The 19,871-nt window shown below is 42.4% G+C and carries 22 protein-coding genes and 1 pseudogene; 9 read left to right on the forward strand and 14 right to left on the reverse strand.

The window, feature by feature from the left end; genetic code table 11:
* Positions 1–277 precede the first annotated feature (277 nt).
* Positions 278–1,204, forward strand: coding sequence for a hypothetical protein (locus JaK3_RS09390; protein WP_150114261.1), 927 nt, complete (start codon positions 278–280; stop codon positions 1,202–1,204).
* A 394-nt stretch (positions 1,205–1,598) separates the two neighbouring features.
* Here JaK3_RS09390 and panD read toward each other — a convergent pair whose 3' ends face one another.
* From panD to JaK3_RS09415, 8 genes and pseudogenes are all read right to left on the reverse strand, one after another.
* Positions 1,599–1,967 carry an aspartate 1-decarboxylase gene (gene panD, locus JaK3_RS09395; RefSeq protein ID WP_068324635.1) on the reverse strand — a complete coding sequence of 123 codons (369 nt, stop codon included), beginning with the start codon at positions 1,965–1,967 and terminating at the stop codon, positions 1,599–1,601.
* A 213-nt stretch (positions 1,968–2,180) separates the two neighbouring features.
* Positions 2,181–2,291 (reverse strand): annotated as a pseudogene (locus JaK3_RS10530) (HU family DNA-binding protein); the annotation flags it as partial.
* Positions 2,292–2,368: 77 nt separating this feature from the next.
* Positions 2,369–4,135: a retron Ec67 family RNA-directed DNA polymerase/endonuclease gene (locus JaK3_RS09400; protein ID WP_068324076.1), complete on the reverse strand. Its 1,767-nt coding sequence runs from the start codon at positions 4,133–4,135 to the stop codon at positions 2,369–2,371.
* Positions 4,136–4,568: 433 nt separating this feature from the next.
* Positions 4,569–5,813, reverse strand: a complete 1,245-nt coding sequence (locus tag JaK3_RS09405) for a hypothetical protein (protein WP_150114262.1) — start codon at positions 5,811–5,813, stop codon at positions 4,569–4,571.
* Between the two features lie 55 nt (positions 5,814–5,868).
* A complete protein-coding gene (locus tag JaK3_RS10760) occupies positions 5,869–6,036 on the reverse strand; it encodes a hypothetical protein (protein ID WP_167345996.1) in 168 nt (55 codons plus the stop codon).
* 2 nt (positions 6,037–6,038) lie between these two features.
* On the reverse strand, positions 6,039–6,185 hold the full coding sequence (locus tag JaK3_RS10765; protein WP_167345997.1) for a hypothetical protein: 147 nt from the start codon (positions 6,183–6,185) through the stop codon (positions 6,039–6,041).
* 4 nt (positions 6,186–6,189) lie between these two features.
* A complete protein-coding gene (locus JaK3_RS09410; RefSeq protein ID WP_068324080.1) occupies positions 6,190–6,588 on the reverse strand; it encodes a hypothetical protein in 399 nt (132 codons plus the stop codon).
* 167 nt (positions 6,589–6,755) lie between these two features.
* Positions 6,756–7,196 carry a DUF6641 family protein gene (locus JaK3_RS09415; RefSeq protein ID WP_068324083.1) on the reverse strand — a complete coding sequence of 147 codons (441 nt, stop codon included), beginning with the start codon at positions 7,194–7,196 and terminating at the stop codon, positions 6,756–6,758.
* Between the two features lie 323 nt (positions 7,197–7,519).
* Between JaK3_RS09415 and JaK3_RS09420 the strand changes: the two genes are divergently transcribed.
* The 7 genes from JaK3_RS09420 (at position 7,520) to JaK3_RS09450 (ending at position 12,190) form a co-directional block, all read left to right on the forward strand.
* The gene (locus JaK3_RS09420; protein WP_068324085.1) at positions 7,520–8,053 is read left to right on the forward strand and encodes a hypothetical protein; all 534 of its coding nucleotides are present in this window, start codon (positions 7,520–7,522) and stop codon (positions 8,051–8,053) included.
* A gap of 279 nt (positions 8,054–8,332) precedes the next feature.
* Entirely contained in the window at positions 8,333–8,899 is a 567-nt protein-coding gene (locus JaK3_RS09425; protein WP_068324087.1) for a tyrosine-type recombinase/integrase, read from the forward strand.
* A 30-nt stretch (positions 8,900–8,929) separates the two neighbouring features.
* Positions 8,930–9,442, forward strand: a complete 513-nt coding sequence (locus tag JaK3_RS09430) for an ATPase (RefSeq protein WP_068324637.1) — start codon at positions 8,930–8,932, stop codon at positions 9,440–9,442.
* Between the two features lie 2 nt (positions 9,443–9,444).
* Positions 9,445–9,642, forward strand: coding sequence for a hypothetical protein (locus JaK3_RS09435; RefSeq protein ID WP_068324091.1), 198 nt, complete (start codon positions 9,445–9,447; stop codon positions 9,640–9,642).
* 386 nt (positions 9,643–10,028) lie between these two features.
* The gene (locus JaK3_RS09440) at positions 10,029–10,805 is read left to right on the forward strand and encodes a hypothetical protein (protein WP_068324093.1); all 777 of its coding nucleotides are present in this window, start codon (positions 10,029–10,031) and stop codon (positions 10,803–10,805) included.
* 76 nt (positions 10,806–10,881) lie between these two features.
* Entirely contained in the window at positions 10,882–11,595 is a 714-nt protein-coding gene (locus tag JaK3_RS09445) for an AAA family ATPase (protein ID WP_068324095.1), read from the forward strand.
* 46 nt (positions 11,596–11,641) lie between these two features.
* A complete protein-coding gene (locus tag JaK3_RS09450; protein ID WP_068324097.1) occupies positions 11,642–12,190 on the forward strand; it encodes a hypothetical protein in 549 nt (182 codons plus the stop codon).
* On the opposite strand, the gene JaK3_RS10640 is transcribed toward JaK3_RS09450, so the two are convergent.
* The 3 genes from JaK3_RS10640 to JaK3_RS09465 form a co-directional block, all read right to left on the reverse strand.
* Entirely contained in the window at positions 12,187–13,401 is a 1,215-nt protein-coding gene (locus JaK3_RS10640) for a tyrosine-type recombinase/integrase (RefSeq protein ID WP_068324100.1), read from the reverse strand. The genes JaK3_RS09450 and JaK3_RS10640 overlap by 4 nt on opposite strands.
* A gap of 160 nt (positions 13,402–13,561) precedes the next feature.
* A complete protein-coding gene (locus tag JaK3_RS09460; protein ID WP_068324102.1) occupies positions 13,562–15,514 on the reverse strand; it encodes a beta strand repeat-containing protein in 1,953 nt (650 codons plus the stop codon).
* On the reverse strand, positions 15,511–16,383 hold the full coding sequence (locus JaK3_RS09465) for an SGNH/GDSL hydrolase family protein (protein ID WP_150114263.1): 873 nt from the start codon (positions 16,381–16,383) through the stop codon (positions 15,511–15,513). Before JaK3_RS09465 ends, JaK3_RS09460 begins: the two co-directional genes overlap by 4 nt.
* A gap of 187 nt (positions 16,384–16,570) precedes the next feature.
* On the opposite strand from JaK3_RS09465, the gene JaK3_RS09470 reads away from it, so the two are divergent.
* Positions 16,571–17,266 (forward strand): TetR/AcrR family transcriptional regulator, encoded by a 696-nt coding sequence (locus JaK3_RS09470; protein ID WP_068324106.1) that lies wholly within the window; start codon positions 16,571–16,573, stop codon positions 17,264–17,266.
* Positions 17,267–17,345: 79 nt separating this feature from the next.
* Here JaK3_RS09470 and JaK3_RS09475 read toward each other — a convergent pair whose 3' ends face one another.
* The 3 genes from JaK3_RS09475 to JaK3_RS09485 form a co-directional block, all read right to left on the reverse strand.
* Entirely contained in the window at positions 17,346–18,536 is a 1,191-nt protein-coding gene (locus JaK3_RS09475) for an ATP-grasp domain-containing protein (RefSeq protein WP_068324109.1), read from the reverse strand.
* Between the two features lie 158 nt (positions 18,537–18,694).
* On the reverse strand, positions 18,695–19,162 hold the full coding sequence (locus JaK3_RS09480; RefSeq protein ID WP_068324111.1) for a ferritin-like domain-containing protein: 468 nt from the start codon (positions 19,160–19,162) through the stop codon (positions 18,695–18,697).
* 23 nt (positions 19,163–19,185) lie between these two features.
* Positions 19,186–19,869 carry a Fe2+-dependent dioxygenase gene (locus JaK3_RS09485; RefSeq protein WP_068324113.1) on the reverse strand — a complete coding sequence of 228 codons (684 nt, stop codon included), beginning with the start codon at positions 19,867–19,869 and terminating at the stop codon, positions 19,186–19,188.
* Positions 19,870–19,871 lie beyond the last annotated feature (2 nt).

Here is a 19,871-nt window from a genome sequence, read left to right on the forward strand (position 1 = left end):
GCTAGATGTTGAAGTACATCACCTCATTAGCAATCTTGAGCTTGCAGATATAGCTGCGACAAAAATAAGCTCCATGCTATCTAAAAGCGGAGTATTTATTGAACGCGCCGCTCTAGACCAAATGGAAACATTAGCCAAAGCAGTCTTTACAGTTTGCGGCACATCTTTGTTTCAAGAGCTAGTCCTTGAAAATGCCCCAGAAATCGCTAGACATCGACAAAATATTAGTGGCGTTTTTTATGGATTTGATTTCCATTTGGGAGTCAACGGCCCACAATTGATTGAAATCAATACAAATGCGGGTGGTGCCATGATTTGCACCCTTGAGATTGGCGCATCAAAGAATTGCTGTGAACCCGTGGGGAGAAGCCTGGCCAAACGAAATATGCCTGATGAAATATATGAAAGTTTTCTAAATATGTTTTCTCAAGAGTGGAGATCCTTTAAAAACGATCCTCACGCCCAATTAAAAACGATTGCCATTGTTGATGAAAATCCAACAGAGCAATTTTTATATCCCGAGTTTTTATTATTCCAAGCTCTTTTTCAGAAGCATGGAATTAAGACAATTATTGCCTCCCCAGATAATTTGATCATTCAAACTAACAAAGTTTGCTTTGGTGAAACTGAAATCGATCTAATCTACAACCGAACAACTGACTTTTATTTTCAAGGGCCCGCGTACTCCGTTCTACGGGAGGCCTACCTTGGGGATCTTGCAGCCATTACCCCCAATCCCTTTAATCATGCAGTATTTGCCAATAAAGATAATCTTTGCATATTGAGCAATCAAGAGCAGCTTGATACCCTAGGGATTGACTCCGCCATCAAAGAAATACTCCTAAGTCATATCCCAAAAACCATCAAGGTTTCCGCTAAAAATGAAGAGTTTCTTTGGCTAAATCGAAAAGATTACTTTTTCAAACCTAGCCAAGGATTTGGAAGTCGCGCTGTCTATAGAGGCGATAAATTAACTAAAGGCGTATGGGGCCAAATTAAAGATAAAAGCTATATCGCACAAAAAATTATTCCTCCAAGCAAGCGAACAATCACTGTTGATGGTAATGAGCTTAGCTTAAAAGTGGATATTAGAGACTATATATTTGAAGGCACCTCCCTTATTTCAGCCACTCGCATATATCAAGGGCAAACAACAAATTTGAGAACTGTTGGGGGTGGATTCTCACCCCTTTACAGCGTTTAACTAAACCACCTCAAATATTCATAATGCCGGAGCGATCTAGACCCTTTAAAGCAAATCCCTGTAGCAAATCTTCCGGCTAAACGCCCCGCCAATAATACCGAGAAACTATTAAAATGTAGTCCCTTTTCTTTTGGTTGGATGGAATATGTTGGTCACCGTTTTCACCCAATAGAAGATCTGTTGGACCGTGATGGGATATGATGGAAGACGCAGGGGGTCGTATAGACTATAAGCATTTATAGGATATTTGGTAGAAGTGTCGCGAAATGCGACACTTGGTCATGCTGTTCGTCGGGTAAACCGACAAAACAAAACTACCCCGAGATTGGTATTTTCATTTCTGGTGAGCCCACCAGGACTTGAAGTTGGAACCTAAGTATTTTGATAACAAGGGTTAGCCATCAGAAGTCTTAATGCTGGCTATTTGATTTCGATCACCCACCAGAACAATCTTGGGGTAATAGTTTATTAGCTCAGAATCGGGTATTTGCCCATAAGTGCAGATAATCAAATGGTCACCGACATGCGCTCTTCTTGCGGCAGCCCCATTTAATGAAATCACCCCTGAATTTCGAGGCGCCTTAATGATGTAGGTGGAAAATCTTTCGCCATTATTGATGTTGTAAAGCTCAATCTTCTCAAACTCTTTCATGCCTGCAGCCTCAAGCAAGTTTTCATCAATTCCACACGACCCTTCGTAATGCAAATCGGCTTCGGTAACAGTGACCCGATGTAATTTGGCTAGCAGCATGATTCGATTCAAGGTGGCACCCCTCATAGATGTTTTGCCCATTATCACCGATGATTTGCAAATCAGAAATTAGCAGAACAAAAAAATACCCGCCATTATGGCGGGCACAAGATACAAATAGTCATGGAATAGACTGGATAACAGTCTACTGTTCATTTACTCATAAAACAAGCTTCGCTTGGGGTAAGGCTCAAGCAACTATTGGACAAAGTGCCCAACAAATCCTTATTTGCGTTTATTGACAGCGTCTTTAAATACCTTGCCAGCAGTGAACTTAACCGTCTTGGCCGCAGGGATCTTAATCTCAGCGCCAGTAGCTGAATTACGGCTAATGCGGAATCTTGCAGGCGTTAATTGGGTGGGGATGGGAGGCGCTGGGTGACCGTGAGCTTCTCTAGAGGGAACTTAGAAACTTAAGGTTTTATTTTTCCTGCAGCCACTTTGCTTTGAAAGTCGGCAATTATGTCCTCTATATTTTTAAATACATATGAGAATTTTGAAAAATCTATTGAATTTGCCTGTTTGGCAACAACCTCCCTGGCAAACTCATTTTTTCCATAAGTACTGGCAGAGCCATTGTGCTTCCTTTTAGGATCAAAACTCCTGCCACTTACCTGAACAGATTTAACTTTGTCATCAAAAAAATCTTCAATTGTTGATTTAGTTCTGCTATTTAATAAAGGCGTAGGCATTAAATACAAATTTCCGTCTACATGGAGAAATGGCTCCTGACCAGTGGGCTTATAACCCAAATAGTTCTTTGCCATAGAGAAAATATCATTTGCACCATCATCATTATCGATTAGTAATATTACTGGCTGTTTCTTAACTTTTACCTTAAAAAAATTATAGGAAGTAAGATAATTCAGCATAAACATCTTCAAATCTCCAGATCCGCCTTGGATACCTAAAATGCGTTCAGTGCTACTTCTGGAGTACCTGTGAAGCGAAAAAGCAAATGAATATTTTTGCGCCTGTTTCACGACTAAATTTGGGAATCTTGTAGCCAGACTTAATAAGGCGTAATGCAGATAAATATTATCTGTCTTCCCTTCGCAAATAATCACAGGCTTCTGCGTGGAATAAAAATTTTTAAAAAACAGAAATCGACGAAATACTTTTTCTGTGGTGGTTAATGGAACATCCCTCTCGGATACAGGCACTCCATCTTTAAAATTAGCCGCTGAAAGCTCTTTCCTATTACTACTGTCGAGCTGATATATATAACTCAACATACCATGCAGCTGGTTTAAAGAACCTTTTTTAGTAGGCTGGGCGCTTTCCGCATCCTTTTCACCAATTTCTTTAAATTCAAAATATCCCTCGGTCACCAAGGAATACACCATTGCTCTGACTTTGCGCCTATATGTAGAAGGAATATTAACCCTCTTGTTTACAACTAAGCCTGTTACCTCCTGCCTTGAGTGTCTATATTGAACCCTTACTTTAGAAGAATTGACTCTAAAACCACTTCTTTCAATTAATTCATTCAAACCTTTCCCAACCATCCAGGAATGCAGGCTGTCGGCCGAACTAACTGCAATACTTTCAGGAAAAGATTGAGCGTTTGTGGAAAAAGTTAAATCGTCGGCGTACCTTGTATAAGTTAAACCACTCTCCTTAGCTAGCCGCACTAAACGAACATCTAATATATTGCCCACTAAATTCGAAATAATTGGAGAACAAGGACTCCCTTGCGGTAGCGAATTTTTGTAACATGCAATCTGAGCAAGGATAGTGGCTGTGCTTGGATGCAGCTGAAAGTTTCTATCTGCCATAAAAAACCCACGCACTCTTCCAAAATTAATGCTGCCAAAATAATCCTCTAGGTCTAGGTTAAAAACCAACCTTTTTCTTTTATGGCATTGCGCATTCGTAACGATAGAGCGGCCTCTCTTGAATCCATGCGCAACCTTATCGGAATAATTTTCTTTCTCGTTAATTTCTTGTAAGCAGATTTGCAATATATCCGCCAATTTTCTCTGTACAAGCTTTAATTTTGGTATGGGCGCAGCAATAGCCCTAAAACCACCATACTTCTTTGGAATTGAAAATTCTGTGTATAAGGTATCGGGGCTCTCTTTGTACAACATGAAAGCCAGGGCACTGGCTTTCGTATTAAGTAGACGAGCCACATCCTGAATGGTACGTGCAGACTTAAGGCCAGCCAATAAGGTCATCAGTCACCTGGAAAAAAGAACCTACAAATACTCATATGCGACGCATTAGTACGCACAGTTAACTAAGAAAAGATTACGGACGAGGCATAGCCCCACCCATTTACTTCACATGTCGCGAATCTACGACAAAAGGTCTATTTGTAGGTTCGTAATGATTCTAACATCCCGCCAAAAGAATTTCGTCTGTGAGAAACATACTTAATTCTTTGCGCATCAAGGTGTCGTGTTTCCCGACAAACTAGGCTTTCCCCGCTCTACTCCTGCGGTTTCTCTGCTCAAACTCAATATCCTCATCCATCAACCGCTTACGCTCAAGAATATCCCTCCCTTTCACCAATTGACTGGTCTTAAGCAAGTCTTCAAGCGTTGGTTTTGGCTTCCCTGGGATTTTTGAGTCAATCTTTTTCATCTATTCCATTAAGCAATTCAAGCGCTAATATGCCTCAAAATGCTTGCGAGTAGTTTCGTAATCTTCATCCGACTTTTTTCTGCTAACAATTGTGTCACTGTAAGTGCGCATAAAGTCTTTTGGATTTAGAAACGTGCACTCACTACCATATGGATGACCGCAATACTCATAAACAACTTGACGAACTTTATTAGGCTTATTTTTGTTTACAAATTCCGATTCACAATAGCCTTCGTAACATGACAGCACCTCAGGAAATGGCTTTTTCCAATTCTTTACTACTGGCGGCCTCACTAAAGGCTTCCAACCTTCTTTCTGGAGTGTTTCACGTAATGCCAAATATGAAGTTCTAGATTCGTCGTACTTCCAATAGCCAAATAAACCAATTAGCCCAACAACTAACGTTGCGAATGCAGCATAAAGTTTCTTTTTATAGCCCGCCTTATCATTTTGTTGCCTTGCTAAATTTGCTTCTGCTTCTTGCCGTGCGGACTCTTCCGCCTGTTTTATATCTGCTTTAGTTTTTTCAAGTCGCTCAGCTACTAATTCAGCGGTATTTTGCTCATCTAAGTATTTTTGAGCGCCAGCATCATAAGCATCATTTAACTCCTCACTCATATAAACGGGTATCCATTGCCACTCAAGCTTGCCCGTTTCTTGATTTGTGGTTTGCTTTAGCCTCGTTTCCGAGAGGATGTCTAACTTAGCTGGGTAGATATGAAGAAGATGATGCAAGTAAACAATGCTGCAATTTCTACTGCCTGCATAGCCATGAGCAAATGCCTCTTGCTTCATGTACTCCAATCCGGGATAGTTGGATTCAAACTCTTTTTCCAATCTATCTTGAGCACCCTTTTCATAAGCTGCATTAAGTCTGGCTACTAAATAAGGCTCATAGATTTCCCAATAAACTCTTCCGTCTTCAGTAAGCAATAAATTTAGATACTCATCTTCTAAATCAAACCCACGCTGATAGGCCTCTTCATTGGTAATTTGACCCTCTAGTAAGATTTGAGTTTGCTTTTGGAGCTCATCTAAACGATCAGCCTCAGCTCGCATTGCCTCTTCATGGTTTGCGCTAGCCTGCCACTTTGCTGAGCGAACCTCCTCAAGGTGTCGCTCTGCCGCCCTAGCAGCCTCCCTTGCATCTTCCCGAAGCTGACGTTGCATATCAGCCTGTCCCTCTTGAATCTTTGCGTTATCTTTACAAACCCCACAGATACTTCCCCAGCCATCCATGAATCTACCGCAGTTAGAGCAATTAGCCACTTTCAGCCTCTATTAGTAAATTTGATTGATATTGGTATTTTGAATACAGAGAAAACTAGACTTGATGCGATTTCACTAACGCATCTTGACCAGACTTAATCTTTTGCCTTGCCCGCTCAGCCTTTACAGCCTCTTGATCTCGTTTGACGCGATCTTTCATCGATTTAAGTCTTGCTTGTTCTGGATTTAGAGGCTTTTGTGGAGCAATTTCATTAAATCGCATGATTAACCAATCTGTAGTGGTTGATGTGGCACATTATTAGATCCGAATATGGCTTGAAACAACTTATATGCCTGAGCTTGGTTTTGGGCATAGAGGATTGTTTCCACCCACATTCCTGCCGCATTGACTGTTGCTTTATATCGTTTCATAAAGTTATTTAGTCAAAAACTCAAGCCGATCTCTAAGCTCTTCGTTATCGAGCTCCTCAAGCCCAAGAGGATTAACACGCTCAGCTTTTCCCTTGGCAACTTCATTTTTAATACGAATTTCATCTTCAATGACTTGACTCTGATTTCCATTCCCGCGATACCTTCTATTGCAGGAGTAAAAATCCCGACCTTTTGCTGTCGCTAAAAAGCCATCCCCGCTTTGGAGGGCATTTACATATTCGGAGCGATTTTTTTCCCAGCTTTTGTTTAAATCTCCAATAACTTCGCTTCGGATTCGCTCCATCTCCTTTTGTGCGTCTGCTATCTTTTTTTGATTTGCCCTGGTCTCTTCCTCAGCCTTTGCTTCATCATTGACTCGAATACCCCACTGAATGAGATTCAAACCAACGATCGTGAAAAAGATAAGTCCAACCCATCCTCAAAAGCCCATGGAAAACCCCTTATGGTTTTTAATAGTTATTGCAAACTTTAACCCAGGCTTATTACATAGATATGATGCAACAGGGTAAATCCTGATAAAAAAATGGGGTGTCAACGCACCCCTTGAGACTAACGCTTAAAGCCGCTACGTAAACTGCTACTGGCCACTTCGATTTGTTGGTCGAGCTCCCCTGCTTCTACTGCCGCTTTAATGGATTCAAGGGCTTTTATTAGATCCTCTCCGCTAGCTACCTCCACACTAGGCTTTCCTTTAGATAGCTCTAATGTGCAACTTCCATATCTCACCGAAAAGCAGACCTTGCCCTCCTCACTTTGGAACCACCATGGCTTAATCCGCTTAGGCACCTCCACTTGCTTACGTAGTCCCGTTTCGCGATCTTTCACAGTTTTATATTTCATGACTACAAATGGGGTTCCTTCTAGCTGGCTCTTAGCCAACTGGATCTGCTCCCAGAGTTTTGATCCGAGTTTGTTCCTGCGAATAACGATTACTGGCATATTGCGAGGCTTTTTTACTGCTACTAGCTTGAGATTACTTAATTGGCTCATTTGATTCTCCTATGTAGTTAATGGGCTCATTAAGTGTGTTTTCGATATGGCGCTTTGGTCGACCTGTTTTTGGATCACAAGCAAATCGGCTAATTTTGGACAGAAAAAATACGGTTTTTATTAACGAGGGCTAAATATTTACGAGTCGCGTAATGAGTTGCATTGAGATGCGATTAAGAAATAAGTTGCAGTTAGTTGCTGTATTGGGGACAAATGAGTAGCTCTGAACAGCAACTCACGCAACAGCAACTATCTTTTGTCTCTGCTACTCCCTGCATCTCAAGCAACACCGCGACTTCTTTCAACATTCAAGGAGATTAAAAATGAAAGAGATTACAGCCCGCTTATGGGAAAACAAACTATACGGAACTACCTACGCAAAAGGTCAATATCGCAAAGCCATCTACAACGGCACATTAGAGATCATGGATCCCTATGCCAAGTATTTAGTGGATTTTGAAGAGATCGAGGCATGGTTTAACTTTCCCAAAAGCCCTATACATGTGGAAATGGCTTCACGCTTAAACAATATCCCCACAAATGAAGATGGGGTTTTAATGAGCTGGATTTATCACTACGCAAATGGGGTGAAGAATGCTGTTGAGGGGTACGCAGCCTTAGATATGAACTACAACAGAATCACCATACAAATTAACGATACCGCCCATGGGATTAATGAGTATTGGGAGCTACCCGTTAGAGGTTGTATTGCCAGAGTTCCCGGCAAACCTACTCCTGCACTGATAGCTACTACGCAATCCGAGCTAAATCCCCCTCAAAAACCGTCTACAAACGGTGTATTTTCCGGGGGATATAAGCAAGCACTAGCGAACCTACAAAAACACGCTATCCAGTGATTTGAGGTGTTTGCTAGCATCGTGGGATTTTTGTCGTCTTAATCCCACGATATTCAGAAGATTCAGCTAAATACTTATAGAAAGAAAGAGGCTAAGAATATTCACATATTCTTAACCCGATCTTGTAAGTCATTGATTCTTGGAAGATCTGTGTCTCGTCAATTTGTCCTGTTACGTGACACTTCACAAACAAACTGAGGTCGACCTTTTTCCCTTAAGAAAACATACTGCATTACAAGCTTTTATTAGCGCACTTTTTATTTATGACAGGAGATTTATATGGCACAAGCAAAAACACTTACTCAGGTAGAGCTAGATCAAGTTTTAGAGTATGTCAGCACCAAAAAGTACGCTCTACGCGATAGAGCCATCATTCTTACCAGCTTTTTAGGAGGCCTTCGCGTCGCCGAAATAGCCTCTTTAACGATGGGTGATGTAGTGAACCCCGATGGCACCATTAAAAATGAGATTCGCCTCAGTGCAGCGCAGACTAAGGGCAAATATCCCAGAACTGTGTTCGTTTCCCAGCGTTTGCAAACGGAACTCGCCAATTACTTAACGACAAGACACGCTAAAGGAGCAGATATCCCGTTTTTCCATACCGATCACCGCCTACGCTTTAGCCCTAATGGCTTATGTGTCTGGTTTCATCAGCTTTATAAGAATGTCGGCATTAGCGGCGGCAGCAGTCACTCGGGAAGAAAGTTCTTTATTACCACTTTGGCCAATAAAGGCATCGGCGTGCGAATCTTAGCCAGTCTGGCAGGCCACAGATCGATTGCTGTAACCCAAAGGTACATCGATGTAAACGATGAGCAAAAGAGAAACGCCGTTGAGCTCATCTAGGACTTCCAATAGAGCGGTAAAATGGTAATCATGAATTTTGAGAAAAAAATCATCATCATTGCCGGCCCCAATGGGGCTGGCAAAACGACATTTGCTAAAACCTTCTTGCCTTTAGAGGCGCATACCTATCGCTTTATTAATGCCGATCTGATTGCTGCTGGATTAGCCCCATTTAATCCTGAAACCGCTTCTTTTAAAGCAGCTAGGTTGATGCTTCAAGAGATCGATGCATGCACTGAAGCTGGTGAGAGCTTTGCTTTTGAAACTACGCTATCTGGTGTTCATTATCTTCAGCGTATTGAAGAATGGAAAAGGTGGGGTTATATGGTCAAACTTTGGTTTATTGGCCTAAGCTCGCCAGAATTAGCAATTTCTCGTGTTGCAGAGCGGGTGGCGCAAGGTGGCCACAATATCCCCGAAGAGGTCATTCGCAGGCGTTTTACAGCTGGATTGCGGAATTTACCCGAATACCAAAAGGCAGTAAACTCATGGGTAGTGTTAAACGGTGATACCACCCCGCCAGAGCAAGTAGATTGCAGCTAACTATGAAAACTTCTACTAAAGATATTCGCAATTCCCCCGATCCCGATATCGCTGGATCCTACAATGCTATGCAACGTGCTGGCAAAGCAGCTATTGATCTAGCCATCCAAACCAATACCGCGATTGTGACTTCAATAAACGGTAAAGTAGTTCGCATCCCAGCTGCCGAACTGATTAAGCAAAGACAAGCTAATTCTTAACCAAACACCTTCTGCTGTACTCATATTAACCAGCCCACTTCAGGCTGGTTTTTTATTTATCAGAACAGTTTTTCACTTACGATAGATAAAAAATATAGAGCAATTTTTCTGTAAATTCATAACGGAAATTGTGATTTCATTTTTCAATAATTTTTCAAAAAGAGTTTTTTACGATTTTTTTCTTCAAAAACAAAAACACCCGCAAAGCTAATAAACACGTGGCTCCGATTTTTCGCATTTTTCTGTCAAGGAAATAAAACAACGTGGTGATTTGCATGAAAAATACCAAAAAAATTAAACTGCTTTCGTCAACTCAACAAAGCGCGCGCTGCAATACCTTTTAAACCCAAGTTGAGTTGACACTTAACTTAACTAAGGAGCAGCACATGAGAATCACAGCAAATCAGAAGCATGAAATCGCTAGCGCGACATTGGTAAAACTCGATGCGTTAGCAAGTCGTCGTCAAGTTTGGCAACGTGACTTTTACGACAAATCTAACAAAGGGCTTTACGCCCTTCTCTCGGATTGCCTTGGCATGTATTACGAAATCAAGGGAAGTCCCGCCGAGAAAATAGTGCTAGAGAGCATCAAAGTCACATTAGAAGCCCGCGGCACTAAAGTTCAAGCAAGCACTCCGGTGTTGACCTTGATCGTAAAGTACGTATTTAATGCCGAGCGCCGCCGCGCAAGCAGCTATTCCCGCGCTTTAAGGGTAGCAGCCAAAGAGGCGGTTTCAGTGGCTAATTTCGCCGAATGGGTAGCTAAAGTAGGCGGCGTCGAGGAAGTCGCTTCCACCAAAGGCGTTACCGACGAAACCATTAAAAAGCGTGGTCAGTTAGACGCTAAAGTGGCAGAGGTAAAGCAATTATTAGTTAGTCAATTGCAGCATCCCTTAGCTCTGGTACCCAAAACCGCTTTAGCGCACCCTGCGGACTCCGCTGAATACACCTTGCTGATTGGCAAGATGTTAGCTAGCGGACAAACACAAGTCTTAAGTGTTGTTCCGGGCTCGTCTGGCGCCATGATTGAGCAAGCGATTCGCAAGATCGCGCAAGAGCTGCTCAATAAGGTCGAGGAGCACATTAAAGCCCAAGCTGAAATCGCGGCGCAAGCGGCGGTCACCGAAGCGGCTAATCAAGCGTACTTTAAAGAGATGGCATAAGTCATTGTTCATTATTTGACAGGGGTTTGGGACTGATCAACCGCCCCTGCTTTTACCTAATTAGAAAGGAAATACCATGAGCTTCGCACTCAAATATGCACCTAAGATTCTCGATGAAGTTGTTTTAGGTAGCATCACTCTCAAAAACAAGCTAGCTGAATACATTAACGGACGGAACTTAAAGCCATTAATACTTCATGGCGGGGTTGGTACTGGTAAAACCACGATTGCCAATCTATTACCAGACGCAATTGAGGGTAAAAAGGCTGAAGTTACCCGTCTTAAAGCGGTTGAATTTAATTCGATCAACGATGTCATGCAAATGTTTGAAGATCACACGATGTTTTATCAAGTGTTTACGATCAATGATCAAAAGCGTAATTACATCATTTCCAATGAAATTAATTTCACACCTAAAGCTGCGATTGCATTTAGGGATGTTATTGATGACATGATTAGTCATACCCAGTTCATCTTTACAACGAACTATATTGACCAAGTCGATGTTGCTTTGCGCGATCGTAGTAGCTGCGTTATGGTGCCTCCAGTAACAGCAAAAGACTGGCTTTCCCGAGCACAGTGGATCATGCAACAAGAAGGTGTTGCTCTACCAGATGATCAATTACTCAAGATTCTCACCACGCAATTGCAAGTGAGCTCCAGTAATAGAAAGCTCCTAGAGCGTCTTGAGGACTTTGTTGGATCCGTTTGTAATCCCCCGAGCAATCCTGGCGGAATTATTGAGACGTCTTCTACCCCCGAACCCATTAACCCCTTGATGGCTGCTTGACCACACCAGTACTAGCCCCAGTGGCTAGTACTTATATGGAATTAATATGCGCTACCCTAGAACAGTCTTTGTTTTTGACACCCCTAACCATGGTTTAGATCAAGAATACTTTCAGATGATCAGTTCATCTTCACAGAAGATCTACATACGCGGGCATTCAAAACCAATTGGGACAATTGATTCTGAGCTTGATGCCATCAAGATTTTAGATGGGTATCTCAACTTTACGGGACCAAATCGCTCCTACATGGTTATTGGCAATCTTAAACATGTCGAATTTATTGCTACTAGCCTAGCCGATAAGGATTGCTCCATTTATTGGCTCATGAACAAGAATTCGGCTCTATGCATTCGGGCAGCTTTAAGCGCCCTGCTTGATCTTCATGAAATGGAGGCCTTATTTAACGAGGCGCTTTACTACTACACCAAATCCAGAGATCGTTATCAAGCATTAACCGATTCCAGGCACATATCAAACGATGATTTCCCCCAGCTGATTTCCGACATTATCGATGGGAAAGAGCAAGTTGAACTGAGGGCAGATATTGAAAGTTTTTTATGTGAGGAATTACATATCGGAAAATTTGAGATTTAAGCTAGCTTTGCAGCTGCCATCATTGGAGTCAATTTTGAGTAATGACGCTCAATCATTAAAGTAGAAGTACCCATTTGCCTAGCTAAGGTGTGCATATCAACACCTTCAGCTAGTGCGAATGTGGCATAGGTATGGCGCAGACTATATAAACTGCGATTACGCCCTGCTACATCTTTCAATAAATTGCATTCCTTTAAGAGGTTTTCAAATTGGGGATTAAAGTTATAGGGCTGAACCCCTCTTGGGAAAGTAAATATCAGCCTATCCAATCTAGCCTCAATCACTTCATTTAAGTCTTTATACGGCAACTGATGCCAAATGATTAATCTTTCCAAGCAATCCACTACCAAATGTTTAGCAATTAAATACCGAGGGCCTGTTTTACCGGAAAGCCAGACCTTTAAATACCGCTGCTCACCAATCCAATGCCATTGCAAATGCTTCCAACGCATGGGCTTTAACTCCGTTCCAGGCCTTGCCCCCGTATAAAGCAAGAACTCAACATAAGATCGACACAACTGTCGCATCTCCTTGGTTCGAGACGATCTACCCACACTTTCCCAACTAGGCATATAGCCCAATAATTGAGCGATCTCCTCTTTACTAAAGGCTGGTCTAGTTTGACCGGGAGACCCATGGGGATCCAATAAGGGAACCCGATAAGTATCAGCAATCAGGTTTTGCTCTCTAGCTAAGGCAATGACTCGGTTATAAGTGGTGGCATGAGTACGTTTCGTGCTTGCTTGTGGATCTCTACCCATCATGGATAGGCGCCAAGATTCAAAATCCCTAACCAGATCGGGAGTGATTTCCTTTAGCTGAAATTTGCCAAAAAACGGGATGAGGTACTTATTGAGGACAAACTTGTAATCTTTAAAGATGGCTTTGCCATTACCTTCTTTATTGGCAATATCCATTGCCAATAAATCTTCTTCCGCTAGCTGCTTAAATGACTTAGATTTGAGACTTAATTCTTGCTTAATCTTAGCCATGGTTTGCTCATAGAGCGCAATTGAGGCTTGTTTAGCCTCTTCAAGACCTACCTCACTAGTACTTATGGAATGCCATTGATCATTGGGCAATTTAAACCGACATTGCCATTGCTTGCTGCCAGATCTCTTAAAGAGGCTCACTAAACCACGGTGGAGATGAATTACATCTGCAGCTTGGGATGTACTGGATTTAGAGAAAAGTTGGTTAAGATTTTGCATTCAAGTGTCGCGTTTCGCGACACTTGTAGCTTAACTTGATCTTCAGGATTGGGCGACCTATTTGTTTGTCGGGAAAATCTGATAGCACGGGTATTGATCAATAAAAACCCATCGAAGCAGGTTAATTACTGAAGGCCACATGAACTTCGTTATTAACTGCTTACAAACCCACTGTATAAGTTGCCATCACAGTCGTAGTGGCTGTGGCTTGATATGCTTCTTGACGATAGATACCAGTAATACCTAAACGCTGATTCTTTTCAATATCGTAACTAGCACCAAGCATTGCTGTTGGTCTTGTTTTAACGGGGTTAGGGTTAAAGTTGATTGGAGTTAAACCAACGATACCTGTTGCACTGTAAGTGCCATTGTTAGTGTTGGTATCCGTTTCTACACCAGCACTAGCAAAAGCAGTCGCTTTAGGCATAAAGCGGTATTGAGCACCAATACCTGCTAATGCAGTGGTGGCATTTGTATTCAATGCGCTATAAGTGAGTGGTGCTGTTACAGCACTAGAAGTGTTTTCTGTATAACCACCCATATTGTTCTGTGTGTAACGAATGCCAACATATGGACTAACAATTACATTGTTATCAGCAACACCAAAACCATACTTAGCAACCACTTGTGCACCTTGGCTGTTTAAGTTTGAGCTTCCACTGCCAGCCTCGCTAGTACCAACTACTTGACGAGTAACTGTTGTGTTCTTTTGAACGTAAGCGGCAGACACTTTCACTTCTGTACCAGTACCATCCAAACGTTCATTCCATGCACCAAACAAACCAATCAACGGTGTGTTGTTGCCAAGATTTACTGTTGATCCCGCATTGTTTACTGACAAGTTCTGATCTGCATAAGCGCCAATACGATAGTTTGGATGTGGGCGATAAGCAGCGATCAATAGCGCACTGGTGTTATTCAAACCATTGCTTGCTGATACAGCAGTATTACGACCACCTGCGCTTATACAAACTCCATTAGCACCGAACTCTGTGCAGTCGTAACTAAAGCTATTGGCCAATACCGTGTTTTGGAGGGTATAGGTGTTTTGAAGCTGGGAAGCGGTATTGACGAGAGATTGTTGGGTGTCGGCGGTGGATGCGCCTGTCACAATCAAGTCCCAAATACTGCCAGACGAATTATTTAAACGCCAAGTAAAGCCATTGTAGTTACCTGAAGTAGCGCCGGTCAGATTGCCAGAGGTGATGCCAGATAGAACACTAGAGTAAGTGCCTTTAACTGGGGCTGAACCAGAGTAAATGCCGAATGATGTAGTTCCAGTAGCGCTTGTAGCGGCTAATTTCCCGTATCTAGAGGCACCGCTAATAATGATGTTGTAGTTCGAAGGCAAAGCACCTGTATAAGTTAGAGCAGTATTGCTCGTGCCCTGAGAATTGTTAAGAGTAGAAATTGTGCCGCTGTTTGACACTCCATAAAATCCAGACGTTGTTGCTGAGATTGTTCCAGTATTGTTTATTGTTCCTATAGAGGCATTATTTTGGATACCCTGACCATTCCCAGTGCTAACAATTGAGCCGCTATTGTTTAATGCGGCTATGGTGCCGCCATTTGCAATGGCGCTATAATAGCCAACTATGGTAATTGAACCGCTATTGGTAAGCTCCAGAACAGTATTACCGCTGTAAACAAATATACCTACACTTTGCCCAGTATTATTCATTTGAATACTACCGCTGTTCACTATGCTGTTAATTGTTCCAGTATTGTTGTAAGGCCAAATAGCGTAAATGTTACCAGCACCTGAAGCAATAATAGTCCCAGAGTTATAAATGTAACCACTCGTAGTTAGCGGAGAGTTGTATCCATTTGTTGTTAATGCGGAGCTATCCGTTCCAGTCAAGTTGATTGACCCCAGGTTTTGCATGCTGAAATTATTGAAGGATGCATACAGTCCATATCCACCAGATGGCGGAGATATGGTTCCAGAATTAATTAAACATTGTCCATTTGCAGTATCGCTCAATGTCGCAGTTGAACTATTAGACTGGTTTTGAATAGTGCCGCCAGCACAGCTCTGTGCTAAAGCAAGGTCACTCGCCATAAAGATTATTAATACTGCAAAAGTAAAAAAAATGAATGCGCTTTTAATCATGCTTTGGGCCCGCCTTCATCAGGATTATGCGGATCGGCTGGATCATCAAGAGCGTAACCATAGCAGTAGCATGGATCATGATTTTTCTTTTCCTCGCCATAACGAGCTTCAAAGAATGCTCGCATGCCTACATGTTCAAAGCCGGTATTTCCGAATGGAAAATCAGGTACAAAATCCGCCGCATTAACCAATCTAATACTATCAAGCAATCTCCCGGAAGAAGAGCTCAATACTTTTAAGCTTTCGTAGTATTGCTTAAAGTTAAAGTCGCCTACTTTTGGGCTGGCAGAGTTAAAGTGCTCGACCTGAAAACCAAGCGCTATTAAAGCTGCTTGTCTTTGCGAAAGGTTTAGCGGATTTGGAGCGCCGCCCGCTACTGTTGCATCAACCAGGTTAGGTAAAGCAGGGGCTAGATTGAAGTATGATTTCAGGTCATTATTGCCTATGTAAACCGTATAAAGCGCATTGGGATCAGCCCTACCCCCAACCGCAGAAAGATAAGCATTAATCTGCGCGGTTGCTGGCCATTGATTAGCGTAGATTGCATTTCCATTACCGCCATTGGCAGTAGCCACGGTTGCTCCACCAGCAGCGTAGTTATTACCACCACCTGGAGCAGAAGATGGAGTCACCGTGACTCCAAATCGAGCGCCTAAGGATTGTGACCACATTAAACCAGGTGAAGTGGTAAAAGCTCCCGGGGTATGTGTCGAGCCATTAGTTGGATCCGGTAAGTAGCGAAATCGTCCATTATCCGTATTGCTATCGCCAAAGAAAATCGTATTGGAAAAACTTTGTGCGAAGACATTAGGGGCGCATAAAAGCATGACCAGGGTACTTACGCTGATTTTGACAACTAACTTATTCACCGCCAATTTACCCTTACTCTTGCACACGTTCAATACATCCCATACACTCAGCCCAATAGGAAGCCGACTAGCCTGTCAGTTTCTGTACGAATATTACCTATAACCGAATGCAAATCAAAGTACTAAATCAGCAACAATCGGTCGGTTTTATTGACCTAAGCGGTCGGTTTTATGAGGAAAAATAGCGATGGCAACAGCTTTAAGGCAGCGTAAAAGCACAGCAAAGTCCAACTCCCCTGTCAGAAAGACAGGACAAAGTGGTGTTGTCAAAAAAAGACTGCTTGGGCAAGAATCAGAGCTCAAGATCTATGGCAGGGAAAAAGTATTAATAGCGGCTAGAAGTTGTTTTGCAAGGCAAGGCTTTGCCGGCACTTCCATGGCCGATATTCAGAAAGAATGTGGGTTTTCTAGAGGCAACCTCTATCACCACTTTAAAACCAAAGAAGAGATTGTTCAGATCATCATCACTCAGAACCTAGGTCGTTTTTGTGATCACATTGAATCTGTTCTTAAAGAGCTCACTGAACGGGATTTAAGCTTGTCCCAAATCATTCATGAGCTTGCTCACTTAGCAGAGCAAATTACCAAGGGCCCCGGTAAAGGCATGGCTTTTCATGTGTGGTCTTTGGCCATGGTCGATGCCGATGTGAGAGCGACCATGACAGAGTGCTTTGAGCGTATTCGCAGTAACTTAGAGCAAAAGATCTGGGTATTAATGGCTCAAGGCAAGATTGCCAAAACCAAACATGTTCAGCAACTGTCCGTGGCTTTATTTGGTTTAGTCATTCCGGCCTTTACTTTGCAAAGCGTGTTTATGGATGACAAAGCAATTGATGCTGATGCTTATGCCAAAGCTCTTGAAATGCTATTTAAGCAAGACTAAGCAAATATTCTGAATATAGATGCGCATTCATTTATACCCAATCGTATTTCATCACTCCATTCAAATGCTCAAAGATGCTTCAGTGAATAATTGACCGCACCAGACCTTTCGCTACGCGATACTTTGTTGCAATACATTTCCATAGCGTTACCGAGAGCAGTGGTTTAATGCTGGATACTGCCAAGCCTTCAAGATAAGCGATTGGCCTGGTGGTGAATAGTTGAATTTTTTCAACGGTAGATAACTCTGCTACATAACGCCACGACTGATAACGATTTACCAGCAAATCAAATAACGTCAGCCGCCAGATAAATGGAATTACCCGAGTTTTAGGGTAGCTTGGATTAATCGCTACAGGCCAGCCTAACCCCTCTCCTTTCGAAAAATAACGCTCGATTGCAGTTGATAAATCCTGACCAAGATAGCGGCCAAAGTTCACCCAGACGGTAGGCCGCAGATCAGCCTCGATGAAATAGCGAGAATTATCCTGATTCGATTCAATGGCTGAGATATTGGCAAATCCATGGATTCCTAAAGCCTCTCCCAGCTTAGTAAGCTCATCAAAAATGATGTCATCAATCGCGCCTAGTTGGGAATAAGTCCTCAATGAGGATGGCCCTAGAGGACCACCTACTGTTTTCTCAAATACGGAATAAGTAAAGTAAACCAATTGGCCATGTTGATAAAAACCCGATAAATCGATTAAGGATCCCGGTATAAATTCTTGTATCAAAATAGGATAGTTTGATATTTTTGCAAGCGCTTGCGAAAGATCAGATACAGAATGGCAAACATACACACCTCCGCCACCCCCCGAAGAGTCGACTTTAAGAACTACTGGCAAGCCCATATTTTGGGCGAGCCTATAGACTGATATTGCTGAATCTGCGATGCAAAATTTGGGCGCTCGAATGCCGCCCTCATTTAAACGATTAGCCAAGCCAATCTTCGAGTAAACATGATCAAAAAATCGCTCATGAGTTACTGGCAGCAGTTTTAATTTCAGCGCAGTTGAGATGAATCCATTCAAAATCAATCCAAGAGCCTCATCATCACCAATCACAACCAGATCATATTGATCCGAATACACCTGAGCCGCTTTTATTACAAGATCATCTCTAGATGAGATGCGATAGATATTGTTAATCCATTTTGATGGAAAAACTGCATTTTTTAGGCAGAGTACATCCACATCAAACCCGGCGCTTGTTAGCACCTTGGGAATCTCCTTAATAAGACCGGGATCTATTGAAATAATAAGTGCTTGCAAGCGACCTTCATAGAGAGAATTGACGATGCCAAATAATAGCTACTTTTTGCGGTTGGCAAGATATAGCCACCCTCAAATCATTAGACAACGTCGCGAAACGCGACACTTGATAGTAGCTTGTCGAGAAAACCGACAAAGAATAGCTACTCTAGAAACATTCATTTAAAAGGCTCAAGATCACCCGGTCTACGAAGCATCTTATTTACCTCATCTAAATGCATCTCTTCTTGAACAATCATCTCTCGCGCATACTCTTCCAACAAAACCGATTGTGCACCAGAGTCACCCAAATGTGAGGCTGTAGCTATTCTCAATAATTCATAATAGGCGCCTAAAGCGACCTTCTCATGCTCTAAACTTTCTCGCAGAATATCCCCAATATCATGTTGCTCAGTCTCTAGCAAAGGTCCAATTTTTAAGGACGGGTGGCCGCCAAGCAACGTCACTAATTCGCCTGCTTTGTGCGCATGAACCAAGCTTTCATCTGCATTGCCTTTCAACCAAGACACAATCGGGATACGGTTATAGCCATAAACCATCAACGAGTAATGGGTGTACTTCACAACACCAGCTAGCTCCAACTCCATAATATTATTTAATGCCTGAATTGCTAACTTGTTACTCATGATCGCTCCTTTACGAAGATTGTTTATACATCAGACCACATACGCATCAGGTTGTGATAGACACCTGTCAAACGAATCACCTCGGGGGTGCCATCCTTAACCTGTCGCAATTGATAAATCGCATTATCTAAGTCATAGAGTACTCTTCTTTGCTCATCTGTGCGAATCATACTTTCCGTCCAAAAAAAACAAGCAATACGAGTCCCTTTTGTTACTGGCTCAACCCGGTGCACTGAAGAACCTGGATACATCACCATATCCCCAGCATCAAATTTGATCCGCTGTTCGCCAAAGGTATCCTCGATCACTAATTCCCCGCCCTCATATTCTGCGGGATCTGCCAAAAATAAAGTACAAGAAATATCAGTGCGCACATGCTTTCCGCTGGCGGCATGAGTTCTCACAGCATTATCAATATGATTGCCGAACTGATTATTACTACCTTCGTATTTATTAAATAGCGGTGGGTATATTTTTTTAGGGAGTGCGCCAGTAAGGTACTCGGCATTGGCTGCAAGGGCTTCCAAAATAATTACCCGAGCATTTTGTGACTCAAGGCCATCTTCTGGTAATTGAAAGTTTTTCTTCGCCTTAGCCGACTGAGTCCCGGCGGTAATTGCTCCATCAGCCCAATTAGCAGAATCAATAATTCTACGTACCTCATGCACTTGAGATTTTGAAAGAACGCCAGGTACCCTTAACAACATAT

The sequence above is a fragment of the Polynucleobacter yangtzensis genome, from assembly GCF_001595965.1.
In the GTDB taxonomy this organism is placed as follows: Bacteria; Pseudomonadota; Gammaproteobacteria; order Burkholderiales; family Burkholderiaceae; genus Polynucleobacter; species Polynucleobacter yangtzensis.